This window comes from Deinococcus roseus, from assembly GCF_014646895.1.
GTDB lineage: Bacteria > Deinococcota > Deinococci > Deinococcales > Deinococcaceae > Deinococcus_C > Deinococcus_C roseus.
Window position 1 is genome coordinate 68144 of sequence record NZ_BMOD01000012.1, and the last position, 18320, is coordinate 86463.

Annotated in this window: 17 protein-coding genes; 16 read left to right on the forward strand and 1 reads right to left on the reverse strand. The window is 56.6% G+C overall.

Annotation, left to right across the window (positions count from 1 at the left end):
- The first annotated feature begins 31 nt into the window (after nucleotides 1-31).
- From rhaI to IEY52_RS15500, 7 genes are all read left to right on the forward strand, one after another.
- A complete protein-coding gene (gene rhaI, locus IEY52_RS15470) occupies nucleotides 32-1216 on the forward strand; it encodes an L-rhamnose isomerase (RefSeq protein WP_189003908.1) in 1185 nt (394 codons plus the stop codon).
- A gap of 41 nt (nucleotides 1217-1257) precedes the next feature.
- Nucleotides 1258-3318 carry a bifunctional aldolase/short-chain dehydrogenase gene (locus IEY52_RS15475; protein ID WP_189003910.1) on the forward strand — a complete coding sequence of 687 codons (2061 nt, stop codon included), beginning with the start codon at nucleotides 1258-1260 and terminating at the stop codon, nucleotides 3316-3318.
- Complete coding sequence (locus IEY52_RS15480; RefSeq protein ID WP_189003912.1) at nucleotides 3308-4807, forward strand: rhamnulokinase; 1500 nt, start codon at nucleotides 3308-3310, stop codon at nucleotides 4805-4807. The genes IEY52_RS15475 and IEY52_RS15480 overlap by 11 nt, the downstream gene beginning before the upstream one ends.
- A 108-nt stretch (nucleotides 4808-4915) precedes the next feature.
- Nucleotides 4916-5659, forward strand: a complete 744-nt coding sequence (locus IEY52_RS15485; protein ID WP_189003914.1) for a (Fe-S)-binding protein — start codon at nucleotides 4916-4918, stop codon at nucleotides 5657-5659.
- Complete coding sequence (locus IEY52_RS15490; protein WP_189003916.1) at nucleotides 5656-7071, forward strand: LutB/LldF family L-lactate oxidation iron-sulfur protein; 1416 nt, start codon at nucleotides 5656-5658, stop codon at nucleotides 7069-7071. Before IEY52_RS15485 ends, IEY52_RS15490 begins: the two co-directional genes overlap by 4 nt.
- The gene (locus tag IEY52_RS15495) at nucleotides 7068-7679 is read left to right on the forward strand and encodes a LutC/YkgG family protein (RefSeq protein ID WP_229684830.1); all 612 of its coding nucleotides are present in this window, start codon (nucleotides 7068-7070) and stop codon (nucleotides 7677-7679) included. The genes IEY52_RS15490 and IEY52_RS15495 overlap by 4 nt, the downstream gene beginning before the upstream one ends.
- 57 nt (nucleotides 7680-7736) lie before the next feature.
- Nucleotides 7737-8030 (forward strand): hypothetical protein, encoded by a 294-nt coding sequence (locus tag IEY52_RS15500; protein ID WP_189003921.1) that lies wholly within the window; start codon nucleotides 7737-7739, stop codon nucleotides 8028-8030.
- 70 nt (nucleotides 8031-8100) lie between these two features.
- Here IEY52_RS15500 and IEY52_RS15505 read toward each other — a convergent pair whose 3' ends face one another.
- The gene (locus IEY52_RS15505) at nucleotides 8101-8463 is read right to left on the reverse strand and encodes a hypothetical protein (protein WP_189003923.1); all 363 of its coding nucleotides are present in this window, start codon (nucleotides 8461-8463) and stop codon (nucleotides 8101-8103) included.
- A gap of 332 nt (nucleotides 8464-8795) precedes the next feature.
- On the opposite strand from IEY52_RS15505, the gene IEY52_RS15510 reads away from it, so the two are divergent.
- The 9 genes from IEY52_RS15510 (at nucleotide 8796) to IEY52_RS15550 (ending at nucleotide 18311) form a co-directional block, all read left to right on the forward strand.
- Entirely contained in the window at nucleotides 8796-9827 is a 1032-nt protein-coding gene (locus IEY52_RS15510) for a polysaccharide deacetylase family protein (RefSeq protein WP_189003925.1), read from the forward strand.
- A 118-nt stretch (nucleotides 9828-9945) separates the two neighbouring features.
- The gene (locus IEY52_RS15515; protein WP_189003927.1) at nucleotides 9946-10521 is read left to right on the forward strand and encodes a TetR/AcrR family transcriptional regulator; all 576 of its coding nucleotides are present in this window, start codon (nucleotides 9946-9948) and stop codon (nucleotides 10519-10521) included.
- A 64-nt stretch (nucleotides 10522-10585) separates the two neighbouring features.
- Nucleotides 10586-11368: an alpha/beta fold hydrolase gene (locus IEY52_RS15520; protein WP_229684831.1), complete on the forward strand. Its 783-nt coding sequence runs from the start codon at nucleotides 10586-10588 to the stop codon at nucleotides 11366-11368.
- Nucleotides 11369-11678: 310 nt separating this feature from the next.
- The gene (locus tag IEY52_RS15525; RefSeq protein ID WP_189003929.1) at nucleotides 11679-12479 is read left to right on the forward strand and encodes a nuclear transport factor 2 family protein; all 801 of its coding nucleotides are present in this window, start codon (nucleotides 11679-11681) and stop codon (nucleotides 12477-12479) included.
- Nucleotides 12480-12709: 230 nt separating this feature from the next.
- Complete coding sequence (locus tag IEY52_RS15530; protein WP_189003931.1) at nucleotides 12710-13048, forward strand: ArsR/SmtB family transcription factor; 339 nt, start codon at nucleotides 12710-12712, stop codon at nucleotides 13046-13048.
- The gene (locus IEY52_RS15535; protein WP_189003933.1) at nucleotides 13045-13566 is read left to right on the forward strand and encodes an SRPBCC family protein; all 522 of its coding nucleotides are present in this window, start codon (nucleotides 13045-13047) and stop codon (nucleotides 13564-13566) included. The genes IEY52_RS15530 and IEY52_RS15535 overlap by 4 nt, the downstream gene beginning before the upstream one ends.
- Nucleotides 13567-14107: 541 nt before the next feature.
- Nucleotides 14108-14581 carry an SRPBCC family protein gene (locus IEY52_RS15540; RefSeq protein WP_189003935.1) on the forward strand — a complete coding sequence of 158 codons (474 nt, stop codon included), beginning with the start codon at nucleotides 14108-14110 and terminating at the stop codon, nucleotides 14579-14581.
- Nucleotides 14582-14821: 240 nt separating this feature from the next.
- Nucleotides 14822-17827: an EAL domain-containing protein gene (locus tag IEY52_RS15545; protein ID WP_189003937.1), complete on the forward strand. Its 3006-nt coding sequence runs from the start codon at nucleotides 14822-14824 to the stop codon at nucleotides 17825-17827.
- A gap of 145 nt (nucleotides 17828-17972) precedes the next feature.
- Nucleotides 17973-18311 carry a hypothetical protein gene (locus IEY52_RS15550; protein WP_189003939.1) on the forward strand — a complete coding sequence of 113 codons (339 nt, stop codon included), beginning with the start codon at nucleotides 17973-17975 and terminating at the stop codon, nucleotides 18309-18311.
- Nucleotides 18312-18320: the final 9 nt, after the last annotated feature.

The following is an 18320-nucleotide window of genomic DNA, read 5'->3' on the forward strand; positions in this document are numbered from 1 at the left end:
CTTGCCCATAACCCTTAAAAAGAGAGGAACAATGAACACCGAGACCATCAAAGCACGCCTGAAACAACAAAAAATTGAAACCCCCAGCTGGGGGTACGGCAACTCTGGCACCCGCTTCAAAACCTTTCCTGCTCCGGGCGCAGCCAGCACCGTGTGGGAAAAAGTCGAGGATGCCGCATTCATTCACAGCCTGACCGGGATTGCCCCCAGTGTCGCCCTGCACATCCCCTGGGACAGGGTAGAAGATTACAGCGAACTGAAAAAACACGCGCAGGACCTGGGCATTCAACTGGGGGCCATCAACCCCAATGTGTTTCAGGACGTGCAGTACAAACTGGGATCGGTCACCAACCCGGATGCAGCCGTGCGTGCAAAAGCCACCCAGCACCTGCTGGATTGCGTCGAGGTCATGAAGCAGACCGGGTCACGTGACCTCAGCCTGTGGTTTGCAGACGGCACCAACTACCTCGGGCAGGACGACCTGCGCAAACGCAAACGTTACCTGCGTGAAGCTTTGCAGCAGGTGCACGACAGGCTCCCGGAAGACGGCAGAATGCTGATCGAGTACAAACTTTTTGAACCCGCCTTTTACCACACCGATCTGGCAGACTGGGGCCTCGCTTACCTGCATGCCGTGTCCATCGGAGAAAAAGCCCAGGTGCTGGTGGACCTCGGGCACCATGCGCAGGGCACCAACATCGAACACATTGTCTCAACGCTACTGGACGCTGGCCGTCTGGGAGGCTTCCACTTCAATGCCAGACGTTACGCAGACGATGACCTGGTGGTCGGAACCACCAACCCTCTGGAACTGTTCGCCATTTATCTGGAGATCGTGCAGGCCGAAAATGACCCTTCTGAAGCGCTCAGGAAGCACGTTTCCGAGGTGGCCTTCATGATCGACCAGAGCCACAACATCGAACACAAACTTGAAGCCATGCTGCAAAGCGTGCTGAACTGCCAGGAAGCGTATGCAAAAGCCCTGAGCGTGGACTTTGACCTGCTGACCGAAGCCCGTGAACAGGGAGAGGTCCTGAAAGCCAACCGCATCGTGATGGACGCCTTTTACAGAGATGTGCGGCCCCTGCTGCGGGAACTCCGGGAGGAACAGAACCTGCCTGCAGACCCTTATGCAGCCCTCGAAGAAAGCGACCACCTGAAAAAAGTACTTCGTGATCGCCAGTCCAGCGATGTGGGCGGCGGCTTTCCTTCATGACCCCTGAGCCCTCAAGCCCTTTTGTGAAGCAGGAGAAAACCATGCCCAAAAACCTCTGGAACCCCCAACTTGCCCCCCAGACCGACGGTTTAGACGCCCTCACCTACCGCTCTCAATTGCTCGGATCAGACCGCACCCTGGTCAACATCTACGGGGGCAACACCAGCGTCAAGAGCATCGAAAAAGACCATGTGGGGCGTGATGTGGAGGTGCTGTGGGTCAAAGGCAGCGGCAGCGACATCGCCACCATCACCTCACGCGGCTTTGCTGGCCTGAAACTTGAAGAGGTGCTGCCCCTGATCGAGCGCGAATCCATGACCGATGAGGAAATGACCGCTTACCTGGACCGCACCACCTTTGAACCGGGCCGTCCCAGACAGAGCATTGAAACGCTGCTTCACGCTTTTGTTCCTTTCAAACATGTGGACCACACCCACCCGGATGCCATCATTGCCCTGGCCTGCAGCCCGGACGGTGAGCAGGTGATGCGTGAAATTTATGGGGACCGTGCCGCCTGGGTGCCCTACATCCGCCCCGGATTCACGCTCTCCAAACAGATTGGTGAAGCTGTGCGGGGCAACCCCGGCCTGGAGTGTGTGGTGATGGGCAAACACGGTCTGGTCACCTGGGGCAACACCTCTGAAGAAAGCTACCTGAAGACCCTGAGCATCATTCAGGAAGCCGAAGATTTCATCACGGCCAGATGCACCGGCCATGAATTCGGGCCTCAGGTGGTTGAGGGCCTGCCTGCAGACGAGCGCAGAAAAGTCTACGGCCAGATTGCCCCGGTGCTGCGGGCAAACCTCGGAAAAGCAGGCAGCTTCATCAGCATCTTTGATGACTCTGAAGAGGTGCTGTCTTTCGTGAACAGCGAAAAAGCCCCCACGGTCTCCCAGGTGGGAGCCGCCTGTCCCGACCACCTGGTGCACGTGAAACGCACCCCCATGTTCGTGAACTGGAAGCCTGAACAGGGCCTGGAAGCGCTGGAAAAAGCCATCCAGGAAGCCAGTGCAAACTACCTGCAGGAATACGCAGCTTACTTCGAGGCCCACAAAGGCGAGGGAGACAGGATGTTCCCCGCTTACCCCCGTGTGATCCTGATTCCCGGTCTGGGCATGGTCAACACCGGATCGGACATCACCAATGCAGATGTTTCCAATCAGCTGTATTACCGGGCCATTGCGGTGATTCGCGGTGCAGAAGCCCTGGGGGGTTTCGTGTCCCTCAGTGCTGCAGAAGCCTTCGCCATCGAGTACTGGCCGCTGGAACTGTACAAACTCTCGCTCAAGCCCGCCCCCAGATCCCTGGCTGGCAAAGTGGCTTTTGTGACCGGAGGGGCCAGCGGAATTGGCAAATCCATCGTGCACCGTCTGGCTGCAGAAGGAGCGCATGTGGTGGTGGCAGACATCAATGCAGAGGGCTCTGCAAAAACCGTGGAAGAAATCGAGCAGAAGCATGGCAAAGGCAAAGCCCTGGCCGTTCACTGTGATGTGACCAGCGAACAGGCCATTCAGCAGGCTTTCCAGACCACACTGGAAACCTACGGGGTGGTGGATGTGGTGGTGTCCAACGCAGGCATTGCCTCCTCTGCCCCCATCGAGGAAACCAGTCTGCAGATGTGGGAGTTGAATCAGAAAATCCTCTCCACAGGGTACTTTCTGGTGTCCCGTGAAGCCTTCAAGATCTGGCGCAAGCAGAGCGTGGGAGGCAGCCTGGTTTATGTGGCCTCCAAGAACAGTGTGGCTGCAGGGAAAAATGCCGCTGCCTACAGTGCCGCCAAAGCCGCAGAACTGCACCTCGCCCGCTGCCTTGCCGAAGAAGGCGGTGCTGCAGGCATCCGGGTGAACACCGTGCTCCCCGATGCGGTGCTTTCAGGTTCCAGCATCTGGGACGGAAAATGGCGTGCAGAACGGGCGGCAACGTATGGCATCGAACCGGACCAGCTGGAAGAACACTACCGCAAACGCACCACCCTGCGTGTGAACGTGTTCCCCGAGGACATCGCAGAGGCCGTGAAGTTCTTTGCCACCAGTGAATCTGCCAAGACCACCGGAGGTGTACTGACTGTGGATGGTGGGGTGCCCATCGCCTATGTGCGCTGAGATCACCCGCCATGTGGGCATTGACCTGGGCGCGTCCAGCGGCAAAATTGCCGTGCTGACCGTGCAGCAAGGTGCCCTGAACCTGGAGGTCCTGCACCGCTTCGAGAACACCCCGGTGCAGACCTCCACAGGTCTGTACTGGAACGTGCTGGCGCTCTGGAAAGAGATCATCACCGGGCTGGGCAAGCTGCGGGGCCAGCAGATTGACTCCATTGGCGCAGACACCTGGGCTGTGGATTTCGCTCTGCTGGACGAGCATGACCTGCTGCTGGACGGGGTGCACCATTACCGGGATGCCCGCACAGATGGGGTCATGGAAAAGGTGCAGGATGAACACGGAAGCTGGAACATCTACCAGCGAAACGGCATTCAGTTCCTGCCTTTCAACAGCCTGTACCAGCTCCTCTCTGTGAAAAGGGACCATCCCCACCTGCTGTCCCAGGCCAAAACCCTCCTGATGGTTCCCGATCTGCTGCACTTCTGGCTGACGGGCATCAAACGCACCGAAATCACCAATGCCAGCACCACCCAGTTTTTCGATCCGGTGACTGGACAGTGGGACCATGCCTTGCTGGCTGCACTGGACCTGCCCTCCCACTTCCTGCCTGAAGTTGGCAAAGGGGGAGAGGAGGCTTTTCCCCTGCTTCCCGAACTGGCACAGGAATTGCACCTGCCCCCAGCCGCGCGGGTGGTGCCTCCAGGCACCCACGACACGGCCTCTGCAGTGGTGGCGGTGCCTGCCACCGGAGACAACTGGGCGTTCATTTCTTCTGGAACCTGGTCATTGGTGGGCACAGAACTGCAAAGCCCCATCCTTTCTGAAGAGGCCTTCGAGGCCAACTTCACCAGCGAACTGGGCGTCTCAGGCACCGTGCGTTACCTGAAAAACGTGATGGGACTGTGGATCTTGCAGGAATGCCGCAGAAGCTGGGGAGGGGTGGATTACCCGGTCCTGTACCGTGAAGCCGCAGAAGCCCATGACACCAGCACCTTCGATGTCGATGACCGGCGTTTCCTGGCCCCCGGACTGGACATGCCAGAGCGCATCCAGCAATACTGCCGTGAACACGGCTTGCAGGCTCCCCAGAGCCGTGGTGAAGTGGTGCGTTCGATCCTGAAAAGCCTGGCAGACCAGTACAGCAGGGTCATGCAAGACCTGGGCCGCACCACGGGCAAAACGTTTGAGGTGCTGCATGTGGTGGGCGGAGGTGCACACATCGAACTCCTCTGCCAGTGGACCGCAGATGCCACAGGTTTGCCCGTCCATGCTGGCCCTGCAGATGGCACTTTGCTGGGAAACACCCTGACCCAGGCCATGCAGGTGCGGGGCCAGACTTTGTCAGAGATCAGAACAATGTTGATCGATTCGATCCGTCCGGTGGTGTACCATCCAGAAACAACATTGCCGAGGGCCGAGGGCAGAGCGGTCAGTGCGACGCGGGCCGCCCCGCAAGCACGTGGTAAAACCAAGAGAGGGCCGAGGGCATAAAATGGTGGTTTCAGATTTTTCCATGCTGATGGATGGCTTTGGCTCTTGCTGTAGCTCCTTGACTGCTCTCGGCCCTGTGCCCTGTGCCCTCGGCTTCCAGAGGAGACCATGAAAGTAGACCTTTTCATCACCTGCCTGAACGACGCCCTGTTTGCCCAGACGGGCCGGGCCACCGTGCAGCTGCTCAGGCGACTGGGGCAGGAGGTGCGATTCAATGCCAGCCAGACCTGCTGCGGTCAGATGCACTTCAACACCGGGTACCAGAGTGACGCCCTGGTCCTCATCCGCAAATTTGTTGAAGACTTCAAAGACAGCGAGGTGATCGTGGCCCCCTCTGGAAGCTGTGTCGCCATGATCCGCGATCTGTACCCCAGGGCTGCAGAGTGGGCAGGCGACCATGCCCTTCACGAAGCCACCCTGAAACTTGCAGAAAAAACCTTCGAGCTCTCCGAGTTCATCGTCAATGTTTTGAAAATTGAAGATGTGGGGGCGTATTACCCCCACAAAGTCACCTACCACCCGACCTGCCATGCTGTGCGGGTGCTCCGGGTGGGGGAGGCCCCTTTGAAGCTGTTGCGCAATGTCAAAGGTCTGGAGCTTCTGGAATTGCCCCAGAAAGACCAGTGCTGCGGGTTTGGTGGCACGTTTGCTGTGAAGAACGCAGAAACCAGCACCGCCATGCTGTCAGACAAGGCATCCAGCATCATGCAAACCAGAGCGGAAATTTGCACGGCTGGTGACAATTCCTGTCTGCTGCACATCGGAGGGGGGCTCTCCAGAATGCAGAGCGGCACCAGAACCGTGCATTATGCAGAGATTCTGGCGAGCGTGGAAAAACAGGTGAGGCCATGAGTGACGGTGGCATCCATCCTGCAAAGACCTTCGTGGACGCAGCACATGACACCCTGAGCAACACCCAGATGCGCCGCAATTTGCGCCATGTCACATCGGCCATCCGGGACAAGCGAACCAGAGCGGTCAGCGAGGTGGACAACTGGGAAGACCTGCGTGAGGTGGCTTCCCAGACCAAGCAGCACGTGCTGGAAAACCTGGAGACCTATTTGTTGCAACTCGAGGAGTCCGTGACCAGAGCAGGCGGTCAGGTGCACTGGGCAACAGATGCCCGGGAAGCCCGCGAGATCGTGGCGAAAATTGCCCTGAAGCATGGGGCAAAAGAAGTCATCAAGATCAAGAGCATCACCACAGACGAGATCGAACTGAATGGTTTTTTGCAGGGTCGGGGTGTGGCGGCCATTGAAACCGACCTGGCAGAGCTGATTGTGCAGCTTTCCCATGACCGGCCCAGCCACATTCTGGTGCCCGCCATCCACAAGAACCGCAGCGAGGTCCGTGACCTCTTCAATGCCACGCTGGGGGCAAAGCTGGAATCAGATGAACCTGCCCAGATTGCCGGGGCCGCCCGCACCTACCTGCGCGAAAAATTCTTCAGTGTGAAAATGGCGGTTTCAGGGGCGAACTTTGCCATCGCAGAAACCGGAACCGTGTGCATTGTGGAATCGGAAGGCAACGGGCGCATGTGCCTGACCCTCCCCGATGTGCTGGTCTCGATCATGGGCATTGAGAAGGTGCTGCCCAGATGGGAAGATCTGGCGGTTTTTCTGGAGATGCTGCCCCGCTCCTCAACAGCAGAGCGCATGAACCCCTACAACAGCATGTGGACTGGAGTCACCGAGAATGACGGCCCAAAAGAATTTCATCTGGTCTTGCTGGACAATGGCCGCACGCAGGTGCTGAGAGACGAGGTGGGGTCGCAGGCCCTCAAGTGCATCCGGTGCAGTGCGTGTCTGAACGTGTGCCCGGTGTATGAAAGGGCTGGAGGGCACGCTTATGGCTCGGTGTATCCGGGTCCCATCGGGGCGATCCTGACCCCCCAGTTGCTGGAAATGAAAGACGACAAGGCCAACACTTTGCCTTATGCCTCTTCTTTGTGTGGGGCCTGTTATGATGCTTGCCCGGTCAAAATCAACATTCCAGAGGTGCTCATTTACCTGCGCGGCAAAGTCACCAAGAAGAAAGGCACCACCCTGGAATCGCTGGCTTTAAAAAGCATGCTGTGGGTGATGCAGGAACCCCACCGCTTTGAGGGGGCTTTGAAACTCGGGCGTTTGGGGCAGGGACCCTTCACACAGAACGGCAAATTCACGGTCCTGCCTGGCTTGCTTTCTGGCTGGACCCATTCCCGTGACCTGCCGGAACTGCCCAAACAGTCTTTCCGGGAATGGTGGAAGGAGCAAGGACAGTGAAAGAGGAAATGCTCAGACGCATCCGGGCTGCAAAACACCCTGCCCGCACCCCTCTTCCCACCTATCCTGCCCGACCTTCCAGACCCCAACAGGAAACCACAGAGCGTTTTGTGGAACATGTGGAAGACTACAAGGCACGGGTGCAACGCATTGCAGGGGTGTCCCAGTTGCCCATGGCCATCAGGCGCGCACTGGGCCAGAAACAAAAAGTGGTTGTCCCAGAAGATTTCCCTCAGGAATGGCTTCCTGAAAACCTGGATCTGATCCGTGATCCGGGAACCCTGTCCCACCACCAAATCAAGCTGCAGGAGGTGGTGATCACAGGATGCAAACTGGGCATCAGCGACACCGGAACCCTGGTGCTGGACTCCGGGGCTCACCAGGGCAGGCGGGTGATTTCACTGATTCCAGACCACCACATTTGCATCATCTTCACCGACCAGATTGTGCAGGGGGTGCATGACGCTGTGCTGCAACTGGAAAGCAGTGTGCAGGCAGGACAGGCCCTCACCTGGATCAGTGGCCCCAGTGCCACCAGTGACATCGAACTGGTGCGGGTGGAAGGGGTGCACGGTCCCCGCACGCTGGATGTGGTGCTGGTTGGCTGACCTGCCCAGATGGGCGTTCATGAAACTGTTGCATGTTCGGTACAATGACAAAGATCCATGGGCACCCTGTACCACTACGAATGCCAGCACTGCGGTTACACCCCACCAGAAGACCTCGGTCTGGGCAAAAGCATGCTGCAAATCCCCACAGTGCTGGTGCATTGCACCACCTGCCGCGAATTTCACCTCTTTGATCTGCACCCAGACCAGAAGAAGCCTCCCCGTTGCCCCAAAAGGGTCTGGCATCAGGTCGAGGTTCTGCATGAACCCTCTGACAACGGGGTGTTCAGGGTCAAATGCCCGAAGTGCAAGAAGCTCAACCTGATGATCGAGGTGGGGGTCTGGGAGTGAAGGGGTAGGCATCAGGTCTGGTGCAGATCAAATGATTTGAATGATTGGCCTGCCCATCCATATTCCCACACTACATCCTTTCAAAACAGAAATAATCATCAATCCACAGGCAGAAGTAAGGCTTCAAATCAGGAAATCGCACGTCAACGGTGACCCCGAGATTGGTGTTGAATGCATCAGGTGGGCTCGATGCAAATTGGACCTTGAGAGGCACCCCAACAGAGGCAAACTCGAAGTGAAGGAAGTGGTTCTCAAAGGACCATCTGGTTTGCTGGATTTTTTGGTCTACGTTCACCAGCAGGATTCCCTCAGGTTTCAGGTCAAGTTCCACCTGATTGCTGCAGTCGTAGCATCTCCATTTGCCAGTGACATCAGATGGAGGGCTGCAGGCAACCAGCTCAACTCCCAGAACAAGTAGAAACAGGAATTTCATGTTTGAGTGTAGATCTGGTGCTTCAGGTTAATTGTCCCATATTTGATTTAAACACCTCACCTCTTTGTAAGACCTCTTTCGCCTCCTCTGAAAGCCAAAATCAGACAAAACCAATCCTGCAAGTGGTTTCATTGACCAGACAACTTTCCAGAGCAATGTCAAATTTGCCCTCATTCCGCTCAATGCCAGGGCAGGGGAGGGGTCATGCTTTGTTTTTCCCGGGGTTGTTCTCTCTATAGTGGGAACACCAATTCATTGGCCCGCCGGGCAGGATTCAAATTTCTGGATCCTGCAGGGTTGTTTTTTCAGAAAGAGTCAGAAAAGAGGTTGTCTTGAAAATCCTTTACACGGCTTTGATCCTGCTGGGACTCTTGACTGGTTGCAACAGCAACGCCACCCAGCCGGTGCCCCCGGTGCCCCCTGAGCCAGATCCCACCCTCAAACTCGCTGCAAATCCCACCATCCTGAAGGTGGCTGGAGAGGTCACCCTGACGGCCACACCCAGCAGCACCAAGAACCTGATCAAAATGGAGTTCTACCGCAATGGCAGCCTCTTTTTCACCGATTCAGAGGCCCCATACAGTGCCAGACAGGGTTTCACTGAGGGTCAGAACGGGACCTACACCTACACGGCAAAATCCTTTTACAGCAAAGACATCACGGCCCAGAGTGCTGCAGTGTCCGTCAGTGTCAATATTGCAGGCAGTCTGGCCCGGCCCCTGGTCACCTTTGTCAGCGACGATGGCAGCAAACAGGACATCCTGAAACTGCTCCCCATCTTCAAAGAAAAAAATGCAGTGGCGGTGGCGGGCATTGTCACGGCTTACATCGGCAAAGACGACTGGCACATGAACCAGACCGACCTGCTGGATTTGCAGGCTGCAGGTTGGGAACTCGCCAGCCACACCCGCACCCATGTGGGGTTGAACGCCCTGAGCAGCACGGATCTGGCAAAAGAACTCCACGATTCAAAGCTGGACCTCGAGGCCCTTGGGGTAAAGGTGACCACACTGGTTTACCCTTATGGAGGTCCCAGTGATGCCGTTTTGCAGGCTGCTGCACAGGAGTATCAGGTGGGCCTGAATGCCTGGGGAGGCCTCAATCTGCAGCCCCTCAAACTGCTGAACCTGAATCGGGTGCCCTTTGGGGCTTTCACCAGTGGCAACAATTCGCTGGCCTCTTACATAGGTCAGGTGGATGCGGCCATCCAGCAGAAAGGCTGGCTGATTTTCATGCTGCATCCTTTTGCAGATGAATTTGACAGCGTGCAACTGCAGCACCTGAAAGACACGCTGGATGACATCAACAGCAAGAAAATTCCAGTGGTGACCATCCAGCAAGGGTTGAAACTGCTGGGGTTGTGACCTGTGGCGACTTTGTTCCCTGCTGGGGGTTTGCTTTCAGCAGGGTTTTTGCTTGATGGGGATTGCTCTGGATGCTCACCTCTTGACACCTACCTATCAGTAGGTATAGAATCTTCCCATGACCGAGAAAGCCGACACCCAGCAACGCATCCTGGACATTGCCCAGCATCTGGTGCAGGAGCGTGGCTTCAACGCTTTCAGCTATGCTGACATCGGTCAGGCCCTTGGCATCAAAAACGCCAGCATCCATTACCATTTTCCCAGCAAGACCGACCTTGGGGTCGCCATGGTGCGCCGGTATCGGGAGCGTCTGGAAGGACATCTTTCCCAGTTCCAGACGGGTGAGTTTCCTGCAGCCAGTGCCCTGGAAAACTACCTGGTAGGGTACCGCACGGTGGTGCATGCAGATGGGCGCATCTGCCTGTGTGCAGCGCTGGCAGCAGATTACATCACGCTGCCAGAAGCCATCCAGCAGGAGGTGCGGGCTTTTTTCCAGCTCAATGAAGACTGGCTTTCCCATGTGTTCACAAAGGGTCTGGAGAAACAGGAACTCCGGCTGACCTCCACCCCCCAGGAAGCTGCGGCAGTGTTTCTGGCCACCCTGGAAGGGGGAATGTTGCTGGCCCGTTCGTATGGGGACATGTCCCGTTTTGAGACCATTGGCCGCCAGGCCATTCAGGCGGTGTTGCCTTGAAGGAATCCCATTTTTTTGCCCCCTCATCTACCTACTGATAGGTAAGAATAAAAGGAGAAACCCCATGAAAAAAACCCTGCAAACCCTCAGCCTGATGCTCCTCGGTTCCTTTGCCCTGGCCCAGACCCCTGTTCCCACCACTGTGGTGCTGGTGCACGGTGCTTTTGCAGACGGTTCCAGCTGGAATGAAGTCAGCAAAGTGCTGCAAAAGCAAGGCGTTCCTGTGAAAGTGGTGGCCAACCCCCTGCGTGGCCTCACCAATGATGGAGAATATGTCGCCAATGTGGTGCGCCAGATCCCCGGTCCAGTGTTGCTGGTGGGTCACTCTTATGGTGGTCCGGTGATCACCTACGCAGGCACCCAGGCACCCAATGCAAAGGGACTGGTTTTTGTGGCCTCTTTCGGGCTGGATCAGGGACAGAACATTCTGGAAAGCATTCAGGCCTTTAAACCTGCTCCCCTCAATGCTGCCTTGCAAGAAGCCACTTTCCCCAATGGTGCCGGGACCGCTGGAGAATTCTACGTCCAGCAGGATAAATTTCACGAGGTGTTCGCTGCAGATGTTCCCCAGGACATCAGCGATGCCATGGGGGCCAGCCAGCGTCCGGTGGCAGGTCTGGCGTTCGGAGAGAAACTGTCCATTGAGCCTGCCTGGAAGAAACTGCCTTCCTGGTTTTTGATCACCACCCAGGACAACGCCATCAACCCGGATGCCCAGCGGGACGCTGCAAAGCGCATTCATGCCCAGACGGTGGAAATTGCTGCTTCACACGCGGTGGCGGTCAGCCATCCCACAGAGGTGGCCCAGCTGATTCTGAACGCCCTGCACAGCGTGAACAAAGAGTAACCCTGGGGAGAGTGAGAACCCAGAACAGACTCACAATACAGACCCAACAGTGCTGCGGATTTAGAGCCGCAGCACTGTTCATTTCAGCAGAGGTTTCTGAGGGCCACTTTTGTGGTCTGAAACAAACCAACCTGTTTTCAGACTGGAATCTAAACCCCAGGGTTGCACATGTCACACCTTTCAAGGAGAATGGGCCTGAAGTTGACAATCCCTCACCATTTGCCCTTTTGTTCGGTCCACAAAAGAGTGAAGTGCCCTGTGGGTGCGCTGTGCAGCCCGCTGACCTTTTTGAATCCATTTTGGAGGCATCATGTTGAAATTCCTGACCCTTGCCCTGTCGCTGCTGGGTGCTGCTCTGGCCCAGAACACCCCTGCCCAGGAAGAAGCCAACAAGGCTGTGGTCCTGCAGCTGTTCAAAGCAGCATTTCAGCAGGACAATCCTGAAACGCTCTCCAGCTTCTATGACGATCAGGTCCAGGAGCACACAGCAGCAGGCCTTCAGGACAAAACCTCTGCCTTGCAAGGCATCGCACAGCTGAAATCCAGTGCCCCCGGACTGGTGGCCAGCATCAAACACATTGCAGCAGATGGGGATCTGGTGGCCGTGCACTGGCAGGCTTCCTCCACCCCGGAAGATGAATTCAGCGGAGAGGCCCGCATGGATCTGTACCGGGTGAGTGCTGGAAAAGTGATTGAACACTGGAGTGCCCACCAGCGGGTTCCTTTCAGTTCGGCAAGTGGCAATTCGCTGTTCAGTGACCTTTACGTTGCCCCCAAAGACAGTCCAGAGATCAGCGAGGAACAGGAAGAAGCCAACAAACAGCTGGTCATCGGATCCTACGCGGGTCTGTTCAATGACCTGAAGATGGATTTGTTGGACCAGAACTGGGACCCCAATTACCTGCAACACAACCCTTATGTGGGCAATGGCCTTTTGCCCCTGAAACGGCTTGTGGGTTCCCTGGGACCTTCCGGGGCGGGTCTGAAATTTGTGGGTGTGGTGGCAGATGGAGACCTGGTGTTCGTGTTTTCTGGGGGAAACAGTGTTCAGGGAGATCTTTTTCGGGTGTCAGACAATAAACTGTCTGAGCACTGGGATGTGCTGCGTTGATTGGGGAAGGTTTGCTAGAGAGGGTTTGGCTGGAAGGGTTTGGCTGGAAGGGTTTGGCTGGAAGGGTTTGGCTGGAAGGGTTTGGCTGCCAGAACCAGACAGAACACCATGCAAAGGATGGTTTGCGATGGGCATCCTCAGCAGAGAGGGTGCTTTTCTGTTTGCATGTTTGACTGAAAGGGGTATCATTCTGTTCTTGATATATTCCGATATAGGTATATAATAAACACATGGCCCGAGCAGCAACCACCACCGACGCTTTCAATGCCGTGGCTGAGCCCATTCGCAGGCAAATTCTGGACATGCTGGCCACCGGAGAGCACACCGTCAGCGATCTGGTGGCCCAGTTGCAGCTGGCCCAGCCCCAGGTTTCCAAGCATCTGAAGGTGCTGAGAGAAGTGGGACTGGTGGAGGCCAGAGACGACGGACGGCAGCGGATCTACCGGCTCAACAGCCATGCTTTGCGCAGCATTTACGAATGGGTGAAACCCTATGAGCAACTGTGGTCCCGGCGTTTTGACCACATGGACCGGTTGCTTGCAGAACTCAAAACGGAGGAACAACCATGAGCGGAGTCAACCCGGAACCCCCAGTCAGCATTGCAGCCACATCGTCCCATACTGCCAGCATCACCCTGCCCACCGACGATCAAATCCTGATCACCCGCCTTTTTGATGCCCCCCGGCATCTGGTGTACCGGGCCTGGGTCACCCCTGAACTGGTGAAACGCTGGTGGGCTTCGGACCTGGGAAAAGTGACCCTGGCAGAGGTGGATTTGCAGGTGGGCGGCCGCTGGCGTTATGTGATGGTCACGCACACGGGCCTGGAAGTGGGTTTCCATGGGGTTTTCCAGCAGATTGTGCCCCATGAATTGCTGGTGTCCACGGAACTCTTTGAAGGCATGCCAGAAGGCACAGGCGCACTCAACACCATCACCTTTGCAGATGCCCCAGGCGGCACCTTGTTGAGTTTGCTGGTGCAGCACAACAACCGTGAAGAGCGTGATTACCATTTGCATTCAGGCATGGAATGGGGCATGCAAAAGGCCCTGAATTTCCTGGAAGAAGTGGCAAAGCAACTGGCATAGCCTGGAGGGATGCCTGAAACAGCTCAAATTTTGACTTCAGCTTGCAATCCGGGAAAACCCCTAGAGAAATCTGAACACAGTCCAAAATGACACAGCCTGCTGAAAACTTTCAGACCCTGAACCGTTTTCAGCAGGCTTTTGCTGGCTTTGAAAGCGCTCAGAACAAACATCCCCGCCATTTACCATTACACAAGACAAAAAACGCGTAAACCTTTACGGGGCCTGCTGGCTTCGTTACCAGAATGTAACCTTTCAGCCAAGCTTCAGGTGTGGCACGGGAATGTGGACAAAAGTCCCGGACTGTGCCACACTATGAGCACGAGATCAAAACGTGTGGGACAGCTTAAAACTTCGGGAAAGAGGGTGGACTCGTGTCCATCAACTGCACCCAAAGTCCCTGATTTTCCACCTTCTCAGGTGATGGGGTTCATCCTGTTCTTCAGGCTTTCTCCGAAAACCTGCTCACTCCAACCCACAACACCTGCACAGACCCTTTCCTCCAGACCTGCCGATCTGGGATTCCTGCTCAGGAGGAGCACCCATGCAAATCTGTACTTTTAAGGCCCAAACCACCAACACCGTACAGAACCTCTGGCAACTCTGGACCAATGTCAAGAACTGGTCCAACTGGGATGGCGAACTGCAGGAGGTGCAACTCACCGGCCCCTTCAAACAGGGCTGCACAGGGACCCTGGTGTACCGGGACGGCACCCACAAGACCTTCACGGTGATCAAACTGCAGGTGCTGGAAAGCATGGTGATTTCCATTCCCTACGCCAGAGGCACGGAACTGCTGATCAAACGGGACATGCGTCAGGAAGGCCCCGAAGTGCATTTTGAACAGGACGTGACCCTCTCCGGGACCTTCATCACCAAGATGATGATGGGCAGCCACAAAGAACCCCTGCGGCAAGTTGCAGGACAGCAAATGCAGCGCATGCTGGAACTGCTGGAAGGTCGCCGCGCCTTTGCTCCAGATGGGGCCCTGGTGGGAGCCACCAAGACAGCCCACTGACATCCTTCAACACCTGCCCCAGATTGGAGTTGTCCAATCTGGGTGTTGTTTTGGGTTTTGCTGTCCTGACAGGCTGGGTTTTTGCAAGGGTCTGGCCTGTACCATGGAACAGGTGCTTTCATTGTTTGGTGAAAAAACATTTACATTCTGCTCCAGAAGGCTGTCAGAAAAGAATGGATACAGTGGGAAAAAGCCGATTGCACTGCTGTTCTTTCCACGTGTTGCTGGTAGGAGAATTTCATGACTGCCCCACAAACGGTTGCCATTCTGATGGATTACCTTGCCGATTACCAGATCCAGCTGCTGAAGGGCTACCACCGGGCACTGGACCAGGCAGGACTGGCCTCCACCACTTTTGTGGGCCGGGAGGTGCACTCGGTCAGCCCGCATTACCGCAAAGCCAATGATGTGTACACCCTGCTGGACCCCGGGCAGCATCTGGGGGTGATCATCACTGCGGCTTCGATGGGCAATTTCATTGATGACGCACAGTTTGCGCAGTTCGCACAGCGATTCAGCGGGGTTCCGGTGGTGGCCCTGGGGCGCAAAATTCCAGGGATCCCCAGCATTCTGATCGACAACAGGACCGGCATGCGGCAGATGATGGAACACCTGATTGTGCAGCAGGGACACCGCTCTTTTGTGTTTGTGCGGGGCACCCGTGGCAACTCCGATTCCCAACTGCGGGAAGAGGTGGTGCGGGAGTGTTTGCAGCAGCATGGCCTGGAATTGCCAGACCACCATGTGTTGCAGGGAGATTTCTTCGGTCCGCGTGCAGCCAGTGAAATCAAACACCTGCTGCAGCAGGGCCAGCATTTTGATGTGGTGGTCTGTGCCAACGATGACATGGCCCTGGGGGTGATTCATGCACTGGAGCAGATGGGCCTGAGGGTGCCGCTGGATGTGGCAGTGGTGGGCTTCGATGACATTGAGGATGCCCGTTACTGCACCCCACCCCTCACCACGGTCCGGCAACCCATTGAGCAGCAGGCCGAACGGGCCGTGCAACTGCTGCTGGACATCCGGGCAGGTCAGATCCCGCCAGAGGTGACACACCTGGACACGGAACTGGTGGTGCGGCAGTCCTGCGGAGGGATGCAGGAAGCAGTCCTGGAGGGTTCCAGCTCTCCTGGAGGTTCTTTTGTGCTGCCTGCAGAGGTGTTTCAGCCACTGCTGCACCAATTGGTGAACGCTGGACAGAATTCAGGGGCAGCCCTGCAGTTCCTGAAACAGTGGCAACAGGTGGCGGAGCGTTTGCTGGATGAAGGCAAAGATGCCCACATCGAGGCATTGCTTTACCAGCTGGAAACGGCAGCCCAGACCCACATCGAACAGGACCCGCTGGCTTTGCGGCGGGTGGCCTACCAGGCGGCCAGTTTGCTGCAACGGGTGCGGGATGTTCGCAACCACCGCCGCCACCAGCAGATCACCCAGAGCAACCATTTCATCAGCCAGATGGAACTGTCCCTCACCACCCATCCCGATCTGGATTCCATGTACCAGGACCTCACCGAGTACGCGCGGATGGTGCAGGTGCAGCGGTACGCCCTGGTGCTTTACGACACTTTTGGCTCTGAAGTGACCCCTCAGGCCAGGGTGGGTCTCTCTGCCCAGTTTGTGACCCCTGAAGAAGCCACTTTTCCCACCCGGCAACTTTTGCCCACCTGCATGCATCCTCAATTGCAGCGCACCCATTTGCTGGTGGTGCCCCTGTTTGTCAGCGAGGTGAATTTTGGTTATCTGGTCTACCAGAAACCCGAACAGGAGCCTTTCAACGGAGACCACTTTCGCTACACCATCAGCACGGGCATGTACCATGTGCACCAGACCCAGATGCAGCAGGCTTATGCCCGCACCCTGGAGCGCCGGGTGAATGAACGCACCACGGAACTGGACCGCCTGTACCGGCATTTGCAGCACGCTGCCATCCATGATGAATTGACCGGGCTGTTCAACAGGACCCTCTTGCAGGCCCGCCTGACCCAGTTGCTGAACCAGCCCCAGGTGCAGGGGCATGAGGGGCATGAGGGGCATGGTGTGGTGTTTCTGGATGTGGACCGATTCAAGAGCATCAATGATGCCCACGGTCACTCCCTGGGAGATCTGTTTTTGCAGCTGGTGGCAAACCGTCTGAAAACCACCTTGCAGGAACTGCACCCGCTGCACACCCTGGCCCGCTTTGGTGGAGATGAATTTGCGGTCCTGCTGGAAAATGTGGATGCCAGTGGGATTTTGCAGGTGGCCCAGCGGTTGCAAGAGGTGCTCAGGGAGCCGCATTCCCTGGGCAAGCACCTGCTGCACACCAGTGCCAGCATCGGGATGGTGCACATACATGGTCCCCAGCAGGCCGAGGCGGTTTTGCGGGATGCCGACATCGCCATGTATCAGGCCAAAAAGCAGGGTCCAGGACAGCTGGTGTTCTTTGAAGGTCACATGCACGACCACCAGTTGAAACGCAGCCAGATGGAAAGCGATCTGCGCCAGACCCTGCAACAGCACCAGCTGGAGGTGCATTACCAGCCGCTCATCAACCTCTCCAGTGGGCGCATCATGGGTTTTGAAGCGCTGGCCCGCTGGTACCATCCCCACAAAGGCTGGATTCATCCCGTGCAATTCATTCCCATTGCCGAAGAAAGCGGTCTGGTGTTGCAACTGGACCGCCTGGTGCTGCAGCAGGCCTGCCAGCAGGTGCAGCAGTGGAGCCAGCACCGCAGGGACCTGCTGCACCTGAGCGTCAACATGAGCACCCTGCAGTTTGCCCAGCCCGATTTTTACGCGGTGGTCTCGGAGATCTTGCAGGCCACCCAGTTTCCCGCCTGGCAACTCCGGCTGGAGATCACCGAGAGTTTGCTGCTGGAACGGGGTGACGTGGTGCGCCAGAACCTCCAGCAACTGCAGGACCTGGGGGTGAAGCTGCACATCGATGACTTTGGAACGGGATACTCCTCACTGGGGTATTTGCAGCAGTTTGCGGCCTCTGCACTGAAGATCGACCGCTCGTTCATTCAGAAATTGCAGCTGGGCAGGCAGCATCAGGAACTGGTGCGCACCATCATTCAAATGGCCCACAACCTGGGCATGTCGGTGGTGGCAGAAGGTGTGGAAACCTTAGAGCAGCAGGACTGGCTCAGGCAATCCCGCTGTGATGTGGTGCAGGGTTTCATGTATTCCCATCCGGTGGAGGCCCGTGCTGCCATGCATTTGCTGGATCAGGAAGAGGCAGGCAAGCTGCTGGTGCAGTTTTAAAGCAGTTGACAGAACAGGGGGTTGTCTGCTGGGTTGTAATCCTTTTTCAGGATGAGCGTCTGGAACTGGGCAGCTGATTTTCAGCTGTTGAATCCCTAAAAGATTGCTGCATGCGCAAAAAGCGTCCGCAGATCTACCATGAGACATGAACCTTTACCCCACCTTTGAACAGGGGCTGAAGGCAGAATTGCCCCTGCTGAGACTGTTGACCGTGTTGTCCATCGAAGTGAACCCCCACCGTTTTGGCCAGATGATCGTGGTGCATTACCTGGCCCCCACCGGACACGTTTTGAAACCCCAGTATCAGGAAAGCCAGGCCTCTTTCTGGATTGCCGGGGTGCAACTCACCCCCCGCAGTGTGGAGCGGGTGCGCCGCCTGACCGGACTGCACAAAGTCACGGTCAGTGGTTTGCTGCCCAGAAGCCATGGACCCGAGAAAACCAAACACCAGGACACAGGTTTTTCTTTTCAGGTGGCCACCTGAAAGTTATGG